This is a genomic window from Saprospiraceae bacterium, from assembly GCA_016719615.1.
Classification (GTDB): Bacteria; Bacteroidota; Bacteroidia; order Chitinophagales; family Saprospiraceae; genus Vicinibacter.
Genome location: JADJYQ010000005.1, coordinates 280,925 through 297,515 on the forward strand (window position 1 = coordinate 280,925; position 16,591 = coordinate 297,515).

The window sequence follows — 16,591 nt, forward strand, 5'->3', positions numbered from 1 at the left end:
TACAATAAGATATTATAAATATAAAATTAAATAATATAAGTTTGCTTAACTTCATAGATTAATATCCAAGCTTGATCTTAGGACTTCAGATAGTATTATTTTCTTAAATTTTTCGTTATATTTGCGACAAGGTGAATAAACATAAAAGTTTGTATTACACCTTAATTTTTGTTAATATATAAAGGTCTGATACGTAGTAGTATACGTTAAGCCGAAGGATATTGAGGCGATTGATAAAGCAAAGTGTAGTGTTATCATTTTATATCATATAGCTTTTTACATGTTGAAAACCGACAATTTAGTATGTAGGATCAAAACCTGAAACCCAAATACGGGAGCACATCAGGACATGTAAACGTATAACCTCATTTCTAAGGCAGGACCTGTTAAAATTTTATTGATATGCAGGAATTATTGATTGCAATTATAGGCGGCTTGATGGCCGGTATGGGAATTGGCTATTTTGTCGTATTTGCAATTCTCAAGCGGTCTAACCAGCGCAAGTTGGAAGAAATCAATCGCATCAGCGACCTCGAAATTGAAAAAGCAAGGGTTACTGCCCAGCGTCTAACTGCTGAGGCCGAAATGAAGGCTGATAAAATTGTCTCTAAAGCTGAGCAGAAAAACGAGACGATCAAACAACAGAAAATTCAGGAAGCAAGGGAGAATTTTACAAAACTGAAAGCTGATTTTGAGAGTTTTAAAACGACCCAATCCGTCGAACTGAAAGAACGCGAATTGAAGGCTTTGGCGCTGGAAAAGGAGCTCAACCAAAAAAACGTGGATATTGAGAATAGAGAATCAGAAGTGAAACTCTTGAGGGAAAATCTCGATTTACAGCTTAAAATTGTAAGTAAGAAAAAAGAAGAATTAGAACAAGCTAACGAAAGTCGCATCAACGAATTGCAGCAGATTGCAAAAATGACAGAATCGGAAGCTAAAGACCATTTATTAAAAGCAGTCAGAGCAAAAGTGAATACAGAATCACTGGCTATTGAACGCGAAGTTATCGAGCTTGCAAAAACAAATGCAAACAAAGAAGCTAAAAAGATTGTCATCCAGACCATACAAAGGATGTGTGCGGAGTATACGATAGAAAACTCTGTATCCGTATTTAATCTCGACAGCGACGATATTAAAGGCCAAATCATTGGTAGAGAGGGTAGAAATATCAGGGCATTAGAAGCTGCCACCGGTGCTGAAATTGTCGTCGATGATACCCCTGAAGCAATCGTCATCTCAAGCTTTGATCCGATCAGAAGAGAAGTAGCAAGGCTCGCTTTAAAAAGGTTAGTAGCCGATGGTCGTATTCACCCGGCAAGAATTGAAGAAGTAGTCGCTAAAGTTAAAAAACAACTCGACGAACAAATTGTCGAAATTGGTGAGCGTACAATTGTCGACTTGGATATACATGGTCTGGATCCTTACCTCGTCAAAATGGTCGGAAGGATGCGATTCCGTTCATCGTATGGCCAAAATCTATTAAAACACTCGATGGAGACAGCCAATTTATGTGCGGTGATGTCTGCAGAACTCGGATTGAATCCAAAACAAATAAAACTTGCAAAAAAGAGCCGGACTCTTACATGATATTGGAAAAGTTGCTGAAGAAGAATCCGAATTATCACATGCTTTATTTGGCATGAAACTCTGTGAAAAATACAATGAAAATCCGGTCATTATTAATGCGGTTGGAGCCCATCATGACGAAATTGAAATGAATAATATCATTTCTCCAATAGTGCAGGCTTGTGATGCAATTTCCGGTGCTCGTCCAGGAGCCAGAAGAGAAATTCTCGAAAGTTATTTAAAACGCATCAACGAGTTGGAAGAACTTGCCATGAATTACGAAGGAGTTTCCAAAGCCTATGCTTTGCAAGCAGGTCGTGAACTCCGGGTAATTGTAGAAAGTGAAAAAGTTACCGATCAGTATGCAGATGATCTGGCATTCATGATTTCGCAAAAAATCCAGGATGAAATGCAATATCCAGGTCAGGTGAAAGTCACCGTAATTAGAGAAAAACGAGCGACTGCATTTGCCCGCTAATACCCTTTGACTGAGCTTAAATGTCTTAAGTAATAAGGTTTAAAGACAAAAGGAATGATTTGGATACTGTCAATTGTTAAGTGCAAACTACTTGACCATTTCCTTTTAAATTTATTATTTCAAATTTAATTGTGCTTGTAAGGATTTTCAAGAATCAGGACTACGCATCCTAAGTTTTGTGAGTCACTAATACCCGAATAATTGTCAAAGTAGAATTTAGATAGGATAGAAGATTTAAAGGATTAACAAAATTGGTATTTCGTCAGGCATCATTGGATATTTCTTTTCTCCAATAACTACAATCCTTATTCCATATAAAGGATGAGAAAATAAATTGAAAACAATTGTAAACAACTGAACTAACAAATGTTAGTAGGTGTTCATTTACTACCAGCCTACCAGCCTACCAGCCTACCAGACTTCTCACTTCTTCGTCACTCGAATCGCCACTCTTCTGTTGAGTTCTCTTCCTTCCGGCGTATTATTATCTGCTACCGGATGCTCAGCACCATAGCCTTCAGCACTAAGCCTGGAAGCATTTATTCCTTTTTCAATAAGAGCATTCATGACTGCTTCGGCACGAGCTTTGGATAATTCGAAATTTGCTTTTGGATCTCCTGTGTTATCTGTATAACCGCCAATTTTAAATTCAACTTTTGGCATAGCTTTCATGATACGAACAATATTATCTAATTGCTCATCAGATATATTGTTGAGGGTTGCACTGCCGGTTTGAAATAAGATGCGGTCAAAATTGAACCAGGTCTTTTTGTCAACAACATTTGATTTGCTTTGGAGCCACTCTAAAAGTTTTAATTCAATACCCTTTTCAGGTAGACTCATTGTAAATGTATCTAATCGGATGTTGATGCTTTTTCCTAATTTATCCCATTGGGCTCTGAAATATAAGCCTGCAGAGTCAAATTTGGCGTTTGCAGCTTTAATTGCCATTTCTGCTTTGATCCTGGAGGAGTCTATCTCAGCAGTAAATCCGTGTATGGCATTTTTAGTACGGTCAGACCATTCATTTTGTTGGCAAGATTGAACTTGCGTCCATAAAAAGCCAATCAAAACCAAAGTGCCTATAAGCCATAACCACCAATTCCTATTTTCATTCATACGTATTGTTTTTATTGTCAGGACAAATTAAGTGAAATACGGAAAACTAAGAAAGCATTTCGAATCAATCCTGACTTAACTATGCAAAATTAGAGGCGTATTTCTGCATTTTATTAAATCATTTGTTATTTGATTAAATTTTCATTCCAGAGGTATTATTTTGGCATGCTAAATTGATTTAAGATGGAAATGGAACATTTGAAATATCCAATAGGAAAATGGGCAGAACCCAAGGACTATTCTACTGAGAATATTCAAAACTGGATCGCTGACATTAGAGGTTTACCGGGAAACATTGAATCCTTATTGCAACAGAGAGGTGATGAAGTATTCTCTTATCGATACAGGCCTGGAGGTTGGACCTTGAGGCAATTAATACACCATATCGCCGATAGTCATATGAATGCATATATCCGGCATAAACTAGCATTTACAGAGAACCAACCCAGGATCAATGCATATCTCGAACAAGAGTGGGCTCAACTGGATGACGTTGAAAAAGTGCCCGTGGCAACATCCGTACAGCTGCTTTCAATGCTTCATGTCCGGTGGACCGTATTTCTTGACAGTGTACAATACAATCAATGGGAAAATGGTTTTATTCACCCCCAACATAACAGGTTTATAAGCTTGAAAGAATCTTTGAGTATGTATGCCTGGCACAGCAGACATCATTTGGAACATATCAAAATAGCCCTGAGCAAGCCTAGTTAATAGGTTCTAATAGCATACGTTGATTACCTTTGCGCCCCTATGGAACATTTGGCTGAACTGTCAAAGAGAAGAACATTTGGTATAGTGTCGCATCCCGATGCCGGAAAAACGACCCTGACGGAAAAATTGCTGCTATTTGGTGGAGCCATTCAGACTGCCGGAGCTGTAAAATCTAATAAGATAAAGAAACATGCGACTTCAGATTTTATGGATATCGAAAGGCAGCGTGGAATTTCGGTTGCCACCTCCGTCATGGCTTTTCCTTATCGCGATCTGCAGATCAATATCCTGGATACTCCCGGGCACAAAGATTTTGCGGAAGATACCTTCCGTACTTTAACTGCTGTAGACAGTGTAATTGTAGTGATCGATGTAGCAAAAGGTGTAGAAGAGCAGACTGAAAAACTCGTGGAAGTCTGCCGCATGCGGAAAACACCCATAATCGTTTTTATCAACAAGATGGACAGAGAAGGAAAAGATGCATTTGATTTGTTGGATGAAATTGAAAAGAAATTAAATTTAAAAGTAACCCCTTTATCCTGGCCTATTGGAATGGGGCAAAGCTTTCAAGGCGTTTATAGTATTTATGAAAAAAAGTTTATCCATTTCAAACCACATGGAAAACAAGATGCAGAGGAAGTGATCGCACTCGATGACATCAATGATCCGAAATTTGCTGACATAATTGGCGATAGAAATCATAAGAGTCTACTGCATGATGTGGAAACACTTACAGCAGTTTACCCGAATTTTATTCGGGAAGATTATTTGGAAGGAAGGGTGAGTCCTGTTTTTTATGGGAGCGCCGTAAATAATTTTGGAGTACGCGAATTGCTGGATTGTTTTGTGGAAATAGCTCCCAATCCTTTACCCAGAGAAACAGAAGAACGATGGGTAAAGCCGGATGAAGAAAAAATGACGGGATTCGTTTTTAAGATCCATGCAAATATGGATCCACGTCACAGAGATCGCATTGCATTTTTCAGGATTTGCTCTGGTGTATTTCAAAGAAATACAAATTATTATCACGTGCGCCTCGAACGGCAGTTTCGATTTGCAAATCCTACAGCATTCATGGCCGCACGCAAAGAAATTGTTGAAGAAGCTTACCCCGGAGATGTGGTCGGATTATTCGATACTGGAAATTTTAAAATCGGCGATGCTATGACTGAAGGAGAGTCTTTGCATTTTAAAGGTATCCCCCGATTTTCACCGGAAATATTCAGATATGTGAATAACGCAGATCCTTCCAAGTTCAAACAATTTGCAAAAGGACTAGACCAATTGATGGATGAAGGGGTTGCGCAAATGTTTGTTAAAGAAGACAATCAGCGAAAAATCATTGGCGTAGTCGGCGCACTTCAATTCGACGTGATTCAATACCGAATGGAACACGAATATGGGGCCGCTTGTACATACGAAGCTATCAACTTGCATAAAGCTTGCTGGGTATCTGTACTGGAAAAGGAAAAGCTTACAGAATTTGTAGCTAGACGCAAAAAAGATTTAGCCAGAGACAAAGACGGAAAATTGGTATTTCTTGCTGAAAGTGCTTGGACCATGAAAATGGTACAGGAAAATTTTCCAGATGTTATGTTTCATACCAGCAGTGAATTTGAAGAGTAGTTGGTAGATGATAGATGTTGGTTGTTAGTTGTCCCGACATGAAGCAGGCTCATATTAGGATAACTTGATAATGTAATGTTGGGAGTTGGTATTTGTTGTTACACCCCTCGCTGAACGAGAACAATTATAAATCAAAGAATCATCCGTTTGGAAAACGGAGTTTTCCTATCGCCCCAGCGTATCCAGCTTTGAAAATTTAGTATGAAGCATTGAAGTTTCTTAAAGCGGGAAGAGACTACGCAGAGCTACTGCTAAAATAATTGAAACAATTTTAAAAGAACCAGGATCCGCTCTCCTCTCCGCGTAGTGGAGAGGAGCTGGAGGTGAGCAGAGGTGAGCGCAATGACGAAATGATTCATTATCAACAATTTGCTTAGCTGCCCAAATTGAGTTATAGAGTAGTTGGTAGTTGTTGGATGATTGAAGTTGGTTGTTGGTTGTTAGTTGTTCCGACATGATGAAGCCTCTTATTATCAATAACTTGAAAATGTCGGATTTGTTAGTTGTATGTAGAAAGGAGGCCGTTACTAACTAACGTTAGTTAGTCAAATGATATCCCTTGTTAAACTTTAGGAACTAATTGATCATAAAAGAAGTAGTCTTCAGGCCAAGACTTTTTAACTAAATATTGGAATTCAAGTTTAATAAAACTGAAACTACTATTACAAATTCCTTATTTTTACGTGCTTTCCACTAGATGCATTTGAAAGATGAAAAACTTACAATGAATTCATTGAAAAATAAACTTTAGTTAACTTGAAAAATAATATAGCCTGGATTTATCTTTTTATAGCTGCACTGATGGAGATGTTGTGGATGATTTCCTTAAAGTTTATGAGCGTAAAAGCCATTAAACAGATCGTTTGGTCTCAGTTTTTTATGCATGTGGATGGAATCAAGACTTTGTGGCCATTGTTAGGTTACCTGGTTTTTGGATTGTTGAATGTCGTATTTATTTCTTATGCAATGAAAACAATACCGATGTCCATAGCATTTGCAGTGTGGATGGCTTTGGCACTGTTCGGTTCGGCTTGTGTGGATGCATTTATTTTTAAACAGCACTTAAACGTCATCCAACTTATATGTTTGGGATTGATATTGGTGGGTGTCATTGGTTTAAAAACCGCAAAAAGTTAAGTGTTGGATTCATTCAATTTGGCAGATGGATCTTTAGTCTAAGACCAGGGGTTGTGAAAATTAAAATTTTTGTTAGTAAATTAAAAATGGGTTAAGCAGTCAGAGACCATTCATCGCAATGGTTGGATAAGCTCTACTCAAATGGCGCCCCAATAGACTTCCTTCAATTTTTTATTTCTAATGAAGATTCAGAGATCTTGATGCCAGTCCGTAAGTGAAACTGCCAGGGAGCATTAAGAGGATATTTAAATCTAATGAAATTTTAATATTTAATAAAATATTAATATGTAATATATACATATATAATACATTAAACTAGTAATTGGTGTCTTGATCTGCCCCTAAAATTCAATTGAACCATTCATAAATAATTTAATTTTTAAATAATTAAATTTAAGACTATCTAGTATTAAATATCCTCTTTTACATTTGCACAATTAAGTTATTTTAGTCTTAAAACAATAATTCCTATGAAAAAACTACTTTTATTTAAATGGCTTTTTGTGATGGCTATTTCGGTGATGGTCATCAGCTCCTGCCAAAAATCTGAAAACGAAGCAACCACCGGAACGGAACTCAGCACGTATGAAAGTGATGTATACCACGAGTGGACAAATGTTTTTTTAAACTTGGACAGATATGCTTCCTTTTTCCGACCCGGTCCTGCACCCAGAGCTTTGGCCTACATGAATCTAAGTGCATATGAAGCTTGCCTGGGTGGATTACCTGAATACCAGACTTTGCAATACAGACTTGGTATTCCGGATATGCCTGCCAGCCAAAACAATTTATATTGGCCTGCGGTCATCAATGCTTCTCATGCTTATTTGATGAATAAATTTTTTGAAACGGTGACCTTTAAAGATAAAGATGGCAACATTTTAAATAAACAAGAAATGTTAAACACCATACAAGCAAAGGAAAACGAACTAAAAGCATATTATCGCAGAGAAACTTCAGATCAGACCTTGCTTAATTCTGAAGCTCATGGCCAGGAGGTTGCGGCTGCCATTTGGCGATTTTCAATAAGCGATGTCGTTGGGCATAATGCACACCTCAATCCATTTCCGGTTCCAGTTAGTGCAACAGGCTGCCAATGGATACCAACAGATCCGCTCACTGTTGCCGATAGAGGTCTGTATTCCCAGTGGGGACAGGTTCGCAGATTTGGATTGGATCGAGATGATCTGGATGCACTCATTGCACCTTTTAATTGTGATCCAGAGCCTAACTCAGCCATGTATCTTCAAGCGTATGAATGTTATACTTTGACCAATTTAGCCCGATTTGATCCCAGAGGTGAAAACGAACATATGGCAGAATTCTGGAGCGACGACAGAGTGGGTTGGACTTTTAGTCCACCAGCCAGGTTAGTGGCAATTGCTGATCAGATCGTTCAAAAAGAAAATTTTGAGTTGGATAAAACTTGTGTTTTGTATGCACAAATCAGTATGGCATTGAACGATGCAGCGGTGATTGCTTGGTATAATAAATACAAATACAACATTGAAAGGCCCATTACTTATATTCATCGAAACATTGATGCTAAATTTTCGATACCCTGGTTAGGTTTTACGCCTCCATTTCCAGCTTATCCATCAGGTCATTCAACTTTTGCATTTTCAGGAGTTGGGATATTGGAAGCTTTTGTAGGTAGCTCTTATCCATTTACAGATAATTGTCATGCAAATCGGACGGATTTTAATGGAAGAGCCAGAAGTTATAATAGTTTGCGAGATCTGGCTAACGAAAATGCTTATAGCCGATTGCCACTAGGTGTACATTTTAGAATGGATTACGAAAGCGGAAACTTTTGTGGAATTTTAGCAGCACGAAAAGTTCTGCTCTTGCCATGGAAAAACTAAGTGAATAGTTAATGAATTGCAAATCGTTCAAATGGTGGATTGCTCGCCCGGGCAGTCCACTTTTTTATGAGTCGAATAATATGTGAACCCATAGTTTTACTATAAGAATTATTTGTAGAATTTATCCATTGTATAGGCTGCATTATCAATTATAATTTTATTAGCATATTCTAATTTTTTTGATCAAAAAATAAGAATATTTTTACGCGTATGTGATAAAGTTTTTTAATCAATTTGAATGAAGTATGGATTCTAAAATATTTTTAAACTGGAGTTTATTGATTAGTTTAAGTTTGGTATCCAGGACGATTTGCTCACAGGACACTACGGCATTTAAAAACTTGGATACATTACTTAAAAGAGAACTGGGAATCATTACTATACAGGCTACATATCTTCAAAAAGAATTAGAAAGATTAAATCCCATACAGGGAACTTACATTTATTCCGGAAAAAAAAATGAGATTATAAATCTTGCAAATAAATCATTTGCCATTTCTGAAAAGTATCCAAGACAAATTTTTTCGAAAGTGCCAGGTATTTTCGTTTATGATATGGATGGTACTGGAAATCAAATGAATGTTTCTACACGAGGTTTAGATCCGCACCGTTCCTGGGAATTTAATATTAGAAAAGATGGGATCATTACAAATTCTGATATGTATGGATATCCAGCCAGTCATTACAATATTCCCTTAGAGGCCGTTGAAAGGATCGAATTAGTTCGGGGATCTGCATCCTTGCAATATGGAGCACAATTCGGAGGGATGTTGAATTATATCAGTAAGCAAGCAGATACTTCTAAGAATTTCTCTTATGAAGGTATCCATTCTATGGGAAGTTATCATTTATTGAGCACATTCAACAGAGTGAGTGGCACTATCGGTAAGCTTAGGTATTCTGCATGGATGAACAGTAAATCAAATGAAGGTTATCGTAAAAATGGTGACTCAAAGTTTAACGCAGAAGCCATTTCTATATCATATTATCCAACGAATAATTTACATTTTATTGCAGAATGGACACATTCAAATTACATCATTCATCTTCCCGGACAACTTAACGACAGTATGTTTTATGCTGATCCAAGACAATCTACCAGGGCCAGAAATTATTATAATCCGGATATTCATGTTCCATCTTTTAAAGTGAATTGGGATATTAATCAAAACTCAAAAATCAGTTTTACTTCCTCAGCTATTTTGGGCTTTCGCAACAGTGTGATATTCGATAAACCTATTACTATAAGAGATACGATATCAACTAGTACTTTGCAATATGCAAATAGACAAGTTGACATTGATGAATTCAATAGTTTTACGGCCGAGCTACGATGTTTACATTCCTACAAAGTATTTAATTCGGTATGGAATTTAGCAACAGGTGTACAGTTTATAAAAAATAACTTGCACCGTCAGCAGTTAGGCAAAGGAACTACGGGACTTGATTTCGACTTATCACTCGTTGAAAGTGGATTTGGAAGAGATATGAATTTGAAATCTCAAAATATAGCAATTTTTATTGAGAATAAATTTAACCTGACATCACAGTTTTCTATGAATGCAGGCCTTCGTTATGAAAAAGGCCATTCAGATATGATTGGTAAAATCATATATTATCAGGATAGTTTATTGCCCAATACCATCACACATGATTTTCCACTATTGGGTTTCAATGTGGAGTATAATGTTTCCAAGCTGATTCAAATCTACGGTGGTTGGTCGCAAGCGTACAGACCGGTTATTTTTAAAGATATTATTCCAGGATCAACATTTGAATCTGTTGATAAAAATTTAAGAGACGCAAAGGGCGATAATGCGGATTTAGGAATCAGAGGTTCATATGGAATTTTTAAATGGGATGTTTCGTTTTTCCGATTGAGCTATAAAAATAAATTAGGTTTGATATTAAAGGAAGACCAGCATGGTTTATTGAATATTTATCGGACAAATATCGGAAATGCAATTACGAATGGACTTGAGATGTATATCGAAATGACACCTGTTTATGAAAATGAGTTTTACCTGAGTTTTTTTACAGCGGCGGCATTTATGGATGCCAAATACAAAGATGCTACGATCAGAGTAGCAAACGAAAATCTATCTATTAATGGAAATAAAGTTGAAAGTGTCCCAGAATGGATCATCAGAAGTGGAGTACATTTGAAATACAAAAAGTTTGGCGTGTCATTATTGCACAGTTATACAGCCGAAAGTTTTGCAGATCCTGCGAATACTCTTTTACCTGATCGGAACGGTGCTGTAGGTTTGGTTCCTGCCTATCATTTGATGGATGTTAATTTGGATTTCAGAATATCCAAACAATTAAAGTTTGTATTTAATATCAACAATTTTTTTGATAAACAGCATTTTACCAAAAGGCCACAATTTTATCCCGGTCCCGGCATTTGGCCTTCTGATGGAAGAACTTTGTCGGGAAGCATCATCATAAATTTATAAAATAGTCGCTACTATAGCAAATTATAAATTAAGGTTGTTGTGGGAGGGCTTTAATATGTGCTTTATAAGCTACTCCATAAATCGCAGCTTTATCTTGTGCTATGATTCCTTTAACATCGTAAAAATTCCCTGTTGATGAGATGGCTTTTATGCCAAGTCGTGTTTCATCTTTTCCAATGGCTTTAATATGCATGATGTTTCCATCGCGTTGAATTCCTTTAACATCTAAAATTTCACCATCTGCATGGATTGCTTTAATGTCTAAGATTTCACCATTTTCTGCAATTGCCTTTACAGGAGCAAGCTTATCGCTTGATTCCAGTATCTTAACTGCGAATAGTTTCTTACCTACAAAAGCTTTGATTTCCAACAAATGGTAATCTCCGCCAAGTGCAAATGCCTTAACCGGATATTTAATTCCTTCTTTGTCGATAGCCTGAACTTTGTAACTTTTGCCATTCTGTGCAATGGCCTTCAGGTTCCAATAGGGATCATCCGAAATGGAAAGGATTTGCGGCATGGCTTTAACATGGGCGTAATAACTTTGTTGATTCGAAATGCCTTCCTCTTTGGATTCCGAAAATTTGATGCCTTTGATATCGTGAAGAATTCCGGTTGGAGAAATTGCTTTTACGGCATATTGAGTTTTATCGCCGTGTAACATTTTAATACTGATTACATTGCCTTTCATTTCAACTCCTTTGATATCGTATTTCACATGAATCGTCGAAACTGCTTTAATATCCAGCAGCGTTCCATCTGTATCAATGGCCTTCACAGGATACGGCGTTTGGCCACCTTTGATAATTTTTACCGGCAATTTATTTCCGTTTTTTATGGCTTTAACATCTAAAAATTGGGTATTATTTGATTCGACGAAAGCCTTAACATCGTATTTATTTCCGGCAGCGTCTATTGCTTTGACATCGATAAGATCTCCATTTGGCAGTACTGCTTTGACATTCCAGATTTCCTGGGCTTGTATATTTGTCTCAAATAAATTGAATATGAATATCAACAGGATCCACTTTTTCATATGCATGCTTTAAGAGTTAGGTGATTATAATATCATATATTTCGTTGGTAAGGTATTACAAAATGTGAAATGATTTGGTATTTTCATGAGACTTCATTCCGATTTTTTTACGGCGGGCTATTGCAGCTTTCATTATGTAGTGGATAGGCGCGCCTTAGATGAAATTTGAATTAAAATGGGGGAAAGGAGCTTGTCTTGTAGTTTCTGGAAGCAATCATCTTGTTTAATTTCTTTGAAAGGATTTAGGCTTCCACCTGTAATGAGGAAAATCCAATATTATAATGTATATCATTCATAGAGTAGGATAATCATTATTCAGCGTTCTTAAATAACTTTCATCAAACGAAGTGAACTTCTGTCGCAAGACATTATTCACTTTGGAACGAACAAACGTTTGTTTACTTTAAGTCCACTAAGGTTTCAGGATTAAAAAACCTCCAGCTGTGCCAATATTCCTGATAACAAGGTATACGATTCAAATTCGATTTACCCGGCAAATGGGATTGACCCAATAGGTTATAAGTTTGATTTTGGCAATAAAGAGTGTCGTTTTTCCAAACTGGTAATGGCTCTCCGTTTTCAATTTGCAAGGCGGAAAAACTTTTTTTGTCCGAAGCCAATAAAACAACTAATTTAATTTTTCCTGTAGAATCATAGATCATACCATGTTTTGCCAGATAGTTCCAATCGTAAGCTTTTTTTAATTTACCAAGCTTTATTCCCAGAATCCAGGATTTTTCTTTCCAGGAGAGACGATCTCTTTTGGTGAGTTTACCATAATATTTCCCAAATTCATAAGTTGACATACTATCATACTTTATTTGGAAAAAAGTATCCGGTTGCATAATTAGGCTATTAGGATATATCTCCAGCCATTTTTGCAAAGTCATTTGAGCTGATGGAAACTCTGGCAGGAATTGTCCTTTCATTTTACCGGCTACGGCTTCACCGTTGACCTGTCGCCACCAGGATTTTGAAGTTTGGTCTTCAAACATTGCATTGAAATGATCCATACCAACCAAACGAAATTGATCTTCCCGCCCATTGACAACAGGTTCGAAGACGCGTCCTGTTCTGCAAACAGTACAATAAGTTACCATGACTGGTTTTCCTCCAATGGTATCGCGTACCTGGTGATGATATCCTAAATATTGTATCGTGTAAGCTTTCGACTCGTTTTGAAAGTTAATTCCTAAAATTAATCTTTGTAGATCCACTTTGCTTTTAGCTGCGTATTGAAATTCCAATGATTGAGGCTGCTGAAATAGCACATCGGCAGACATTTTGAGATTGAACAAGTAAATTGTATATATCAACGCAAAGAGATTTATCAAGGTCAACCACTTTGAAGTTGCAAACGCAATTTTAAAATTTAGCAAAAGCAGGACTCCTAAAATGAAGCGAAAACTCCATCTGAAATAATGTAAGAAATAGGCGACGTCAAGAGAGTTTATTTCCTGACTACCGGGCATAGGCATAATAAAATAGACATGCAGGATTTCAAAGAGTATCCAACATAAGGCCACTGCGTGGAACAAATACTTCGATGAAGAATGATTGGCCATTTTAAAATCTAGTGTGCAATAAAATGGTGCAATTATTTATAAAGATCAAAATGAGCATAACCTTCTTTAGCTCTCATTTCTGCTCTTTCAATATAGTACTGTCGATTAGGAACTGCTAAAGTGTTGAGCCCATCTACATATCGATTGCACATATTGAAAAAAGCTGCGATCAGAACGGTATCGTGAATTTCTCTATCTGAAGCTCCTTCGTTTTTTGCAATCGTAATTTGATCTCTCGATACTTCTTTTCCTCCTTTGGTTACACTTTCTGCTATGCTTAAAAGGGCCTTTATTTTCTGACCTAAGGGCATGTTTAAATAATTTTCTTTAACCTTATCAATAAAATCCATATCGCACTGCAAATAATATTGGGCGAGTGCACCATGAGCATTTTGACAAAAAAAACAATCGTTTAAATACGAAACATAAGTGGCTATCAATTCCCGTTCACCGCGTGTTAAAGTGTTGTCATCATCTCGAAGTAGGAGTTCTGCCAATGCATTTAATGGAATTGCAGTTTCTGGTCTGAATTCCATGAGGGCACGGATGCCTGGTAATTCATTATTTAACTTATTGTAGGGCATAAATAAAATTGTGAATTTTTAAATAGGGTATCAAATCACTAGTCAAATTTCATTTCTTTCATTTTTTCATAAGCGGATGGAACCCTATGGTAACCATGATCTTTAATTTTTTCACCAAGTTTTTGATAGAATTCAGGATTGACTGGTGTATATGTTGAAAGTCCATCAACATATTTATTGTATAAACAGAAGAGCGCGGAAATCAGGACAGTATCATGTATTTCAAGGTCTGTTGCCGCTAATTCCTTTGCACGGAGGATGTCGCTTTCAGTTACCAATTTGCCATTTTGCTGCACTTTTTCTGCTATGACTAATAATGCTTTTAATTTAGGGCTGATAGGTGCTGTATTATAATTTTCGATGACTGCTGCACAGGTAAGGGATTCATCCAAAAGCGCATCAACAACTGCAGCATGTGCAGCGGTGCAAAATGTACATTTGTTTTTTGAAGATACGAATGTAGCTATGATTTCTCGTTCTGCCTTTGTTAATGAAGATGGACCACACATGAGTATTTCAGTAAGGTCCCGGATAGCTTGAGCCGTATCTTGCCTGTATTCAAGGAGGCCGGTAATCCCGGGTAAATGTTTTTCAAGTTCTATATAAGCCATTGTCGAAATGTTTGATTAATATTCAAGCATGTTTAATTATTCAAATAAGTTCACACAAGTTCATTTTTTGTAGTTAATTTGACTCCAGGATTTTAATATAATTACATCTCTTGAGGAAACGCCTTTACATGCGCTTTAAATAAAACACCATTCAAAGAACCGAGTTCGTCAGCCACTACAGCTTTTACATCATAAAAGTTACCCGATTGGGAAATCGCTTTTATACCAAAAACATTTCCATTTTTAGCAATCGCTTTGATATGCATTATGTTGCCGTCGCGATGTGTGCCTTTGACATCCAATATACTTCCATCTTCTTCAATGGCTTTGACGTCGAGTATTTCTCCTGCTTCAGTAATGGCTTTAACCGGTGCGAATTTTTCTTTTGAATCGAGTAGTTTAATTGCAATTTGTTTGTTGCCATCCATTGCTTTCACTTCAAGTATATGGAAATCGCCACCATTTGAAAAAGCTTTGATCTTGTATTTTGATCCGTTTTTTGCAAAAGCATGTAGTTTTAAACTTCTGCCACCAGGTTCAATAGCCCTTACATGCCATTGTCCTTCTGCTGTGCAAAGAACCTGAGGCATGGCTTTTACATGAGCATAGTAAGCTTGACCGTTGACTTTTCCTTCTTGTTTATGGTCAGAAAATTTGACTCCTTTGATATCATGCACAATGCCGTTAGGGAAATCGCTTTTACGCCGTATTGTTCTTTATTGCCAGCCAATGCTTTAATGCTAATCACATTACCCATTGCACTAACACCTTTAATATCATATTTGATATTGGTCTTGGAGAAACCCTTAATATCATAGATTTTACCACTCATGTCTATTGCTTTTCCCGGGAATGGTTCTGAATCACCCATCAGGATCTTTATTGGAATTTGTTTTCCATCTTTGATGGCCTTTACATCCAGGAATTGTGTGTTTTTATTTTCGACATATGCTTTAACATCATATTTGTTGCCGACTTCATCAATCGCTTTTACATCTACCAGTATGCCATCCGGAAAAATGGCTTTTACATTCCAAATTTCCTGAGCGAAGTTGCAAGTGATCCATAACAGAGAAATTCCTAAAGTTGAAATGAGATTTTTCATGTTTATATTTTTTATTTCGAGTTTAAAATAAAATTGCTTTCCATGAAGACAAAGTTGACAAAAGAGAATCTGAGATATTAACTATTATTTGAATCAATTTGATTTAAGGATGAATCCTGAATTTTAAATGATATAACTTCCATTTGTGCTGGCAAATTCTAGGTTTGAGCACATGGTTACAAATCAGGACTGTTTAAGCGAAACTTTTCATTTAGTTTATGAATTTTGTCAGAATTGAAACTTAATGTGAAGGTCTATTGTTATACTTCTATATAATAGGCTTAAGGGCCATATCTTATCTATTGTGGACTTAATGTCACCTCAAGCCACAAATGGGTATATTGTAGTTCCCAATTGCAAAATCGAATAAATCAGTGTATTATTAGCAGAGCATTGTCGGTGATGATAATGTTTAGTGTAAATTCATTTTTTAAATACAAATCATTATGAGTAAAGACAGAGGTACCAAAAACGTAAAGAAAGCACCAGCTGGAAAATCTTCCGGAAAATTGAAGATTGTATCTGATTACAAAAGTGAAAGTAAAGGTGGAATAAGTAAATCACCTGTGATCGAGGCATTTCTTCCGAAGAATGATTCTAAATCAGCGGGTAAAAAGTCTTGATGTAAAAAAGTAATTTTCATGTGAGCACTTTTTTCTGTCAAACGGAAGCATAAAGTTAAAAGTGGCTTTGTAATTATATCCTTGATTGGATCTGATTAGG

The 16,591-nt window shown here is 36.7% G+C and carries 13 protein-coding genes and 1 pseudogene; 7 read left to right on the top strand and 7 right to left on the bottom strand.

Annotated elements, in window-relative coordinates:
* The first annotated feature begins 402 nt into the window (after window positions 1–402).
* Window positions 403–2,047 (top strand): annotated as a pseudogene (gene rny / locus IPM92_10875) (ribonuclease Y).
* Between the two features lie 423 nt (window positions 2,048–2,470).
* Here rny and IPM92_10880 read toward each other — a convergent pair.
* Window positions 2,471–3,166, bottom strand: coding sequence for an OmpA family protein (locus IPM92_10880; GenBank protein MBK9108842.1), 696 nt, complete (start codon window positions 3,164–3,166; stop codon window positions 2,471–2,473).
* Between the two features lie 183 nt (window positions 3,167–3,349).
* On the opposite strand from IPM92_10880, the gene IPM92_10885 reads away from it, so the two are divergent.
* The 5 genes from IPM92_10885 to IPM92_10905 all read left to right on the top strand — a co-directional run bounded on the left by IPM92_10885 (window position 3,350) and on the right by IPM92_10905 (window position 10,967).
* Complete coding sequence (locus IPM92_10885; protein ID MBK9108843.1) at window positions 3,350–3,880, top strand: putative metal-dependent hydrolase; 531 nt, start codon at window positions 3,350–3,352, stop codon at window positions 3,878–3,880.
* A 39-nt stretch (window positions 3,881–3,919) separates the two neighbouring features.
* Window positions 3,920–5,506: a peptide chain release factor 3 gene (locus IPM92_10890; GenBank protein ID MBK9108844.1), complete on the top strand. Its 1,587-nt coding sequence runs from the start codon at window positions 3,920–3,922 to the stop codon at window positions 5,504–5,506.
* Window positions 5,507–6,262: 756 nt separating this feature from the next.
* The gene (locus IPM92_10895; GenBank protein MBK9108845.1) at window positions 6,263–6,643 is read left to right on the top strand and encodes a hypothetical protein; all 381 of its coding nucleotides are present in this window, start codon (window positions 6,263–6,265) and stop codon (window positions 6,641–6,643) included.
* Window positions 6,644–7,113: 470 nt separating this feature from the next.
* Window positions 7,114–8,508 carry a vanadium-dependent haloperoxidase gene (locus tag IPM92_10900; GenBank protein ID MBK9108846.1) on the top strand — a complete coding sequence of 465 codons (1,395 nt, stop codon included), beginning with the start codon at window positions 7,114–7,116 and terminating at the stop codon, window positions 8,506–8,508.
* A 245-nt stretch (window positions 8,509–8,753) separates the two neighbouring features.
* The gene (locus tag IPM92_10905) at window positions 8,754–10,967 is read left to right on the top strand and encodes a TonB-dependent receptor (protein MBK9108847.1); all 2,214 of its coding nucleotides are present in this window, start codon (window positions 8,754–8,756) and stop codon (window positions 10,965–10,967) included.
* A 28-nt stretch (window positions 10,968–10,995) separates the two neighbouring features.
* Here IPM92_10905 and IPM92_10910 read toward each other — a convergent pair whose 3' ends face one another.
* The 6 genes from IPM92_10910 to IPM92_10935 form a co-directional block, all read right to left on the bottom strand.
* Window positions 10,996–12,003 (bottom strand): hypothetical protein, encoded by a 1,008-nt coding sequence (locus tag IPM92_10910; protein ID MBK9108848.1) that lies wholly within the window; start codon window positions 12,001–12,003, stop codon window positions 10,996–10,998.
* Window positions 12,004–12,401: 398 nt separating this feature from the next.
* Window positions 12,402–13,568: a DUF3179 domain-containing protein gene (locus IPM92_10915; protein MBK9108849.1), complete on the bottom strand. Its 1,167-nt coding sequence runs from the start codon at window positions 13,566–13,568 to the stop codon at window positions 12,402–12,404.
* 32 nt (window positions 13,569–13,600) lie between these two features.
* Window positions 13,601–14,152, bottom strand: a complete 552-nt coding sequence (locus IPM92_10920; protein ID MBK9108850.1) for a peroxidase-related enzyme — start codon at window positions 14,150–14,152, stop codon at window positions 13,601–13,603.
* Between the two features lie 38 nt (window positions 14,153–14,190).
* Window positions 14,191–14,763 carry a peroxidase-related enzyme gene (locus tag IPM92_10925; GenBank protein MBK9108851.1) on the bottom strand — a complete coding sequence of 191 codons (573 nt, stop codon included), beginning with the start codon at window positions 14,761–14,763 and terminating at the stop codon, window positions 14,191–14,193.
* Between the two features lie 101 nt (window positions 14,764–14,864).
* Window positions 14,865–15,440: a hypothetical protein gene (locus tag IPM92_10930; GenBank protein ID MBK9108852.1), complete on the bottom strand. Its 576-nt coding sequence runs from the start codon at window positions 15,438–15,440 to the stop codon at window positions 14,865–14,867.
* Window positions 15,359–15,868 (bottom strand): hypothetical protein, encoded by a 510-nt coding sequence (locus IPM92_10935; protein MBK9108853.1) that lies wholly within the window; start codon window positions 15,866–15,868, stop codon window positions 15,359–15,361. Before IPM92_10935 ends, IPM92_10930 begins: the two co-directional genes overlap by 82 nt.
* A gap of 446 nt (window positions 15,869–16,314) precedes the next feature.
* Here IPM92_10935 and IPM92_10940 point away from each other — a divergent pair, with 446 nt between their 5' ends.
* On the top strand, window positions 16,315–16,491 hold the full coding sequence (locus tag IPM92_10940) for a hypothetical protein (GenBank protein MBK9108854.1): 177 nt from the start codon (window positions 16,315–16,317) through the stop codon (window positions 16,489–16,491).
* Window positions 16,492–16,591: the final 100 nt, after the last annotated feature.

Excerpts from the sequence above, each read along its gene's own strand:
- IPM92_10910 (MBK9108848.1), bottom strand. The coding sequence starts at position 12,003 with ATGAAAAAGTGGATCCTGTTGATATTCATATTCAATTTATTTGAGACA.
- IPM92_10900 (MBK9108846.1), top strand. The coding sequence starts at position 7,114 with ATGAAAAAACTACTTTTATTTAAATGGCTTTTTGTGATGGCTATTTCG.
- IPM92_10920 (MBK9108850.1), bottom strand. The coding sequence starts at position 14,152 with ATGCCCTACAATAAGTTAAATAATGAATTACCAGGCATCCGTGCCCTC.
- IPM92_10935 (MBK9108853.1), bottom strand. The coding sequence starts at position 15,868 with ATGAAAAATCTCATTTCAACTTTAGGAATTTCTCTGTTATGGATCACT.
- IPM92_10905 (MBK9108847.1), top strand. The coding sequence starts at position 8,754 with ATGGATTCTAAAATATTTTTAAACTGGAGTTTATTGATTAGTTTAAGT.
- IPM92_10880 (MBK9108842.1), bottom strand. The coding sequence starts at position 3,166 with ATGAATGAAAATAGGAATTGGTGGTTATGGCTTATAGGCACTTTGGTT.
- IPM92_10915 (MBK9108849.1), bottom strand. The coding sequence starts at position 13,568 with ATGGCCAATCATTCTTCATCGAAGTATTTGTTCCACGCAGTGGCCTTA.
- IPM92_10925 (MBK9108851.1), bottom strand. The coding sequence starts at position 14,763 with ATGGCTTATATAGAACTTGAAAAACATTTACCCGGGATTACCGGCCTC.
- IPM92_10940 (MBK9108854.1), top strand. The coding sequence starts at position 16,315 with ATGAGTAAAGACAGAGGTACCAAAAACGTAAAGAAAGCACCAGCTGGA.
- IPM92_10890 (MBK9108844.1), top strand. The coding sequence starts at position 3,920 with ATGGAACATTTGGCTGAACTGTCAAAGAGAAGAACATTTGGTATAGTG.
- IPM92_10885 (MBK9108843.1), top strand. The coding sequence starts at position 3,350 with ATGGAAATGGAACATTTGAAATATCCAATAGGAAAATGGGCAGAACCC.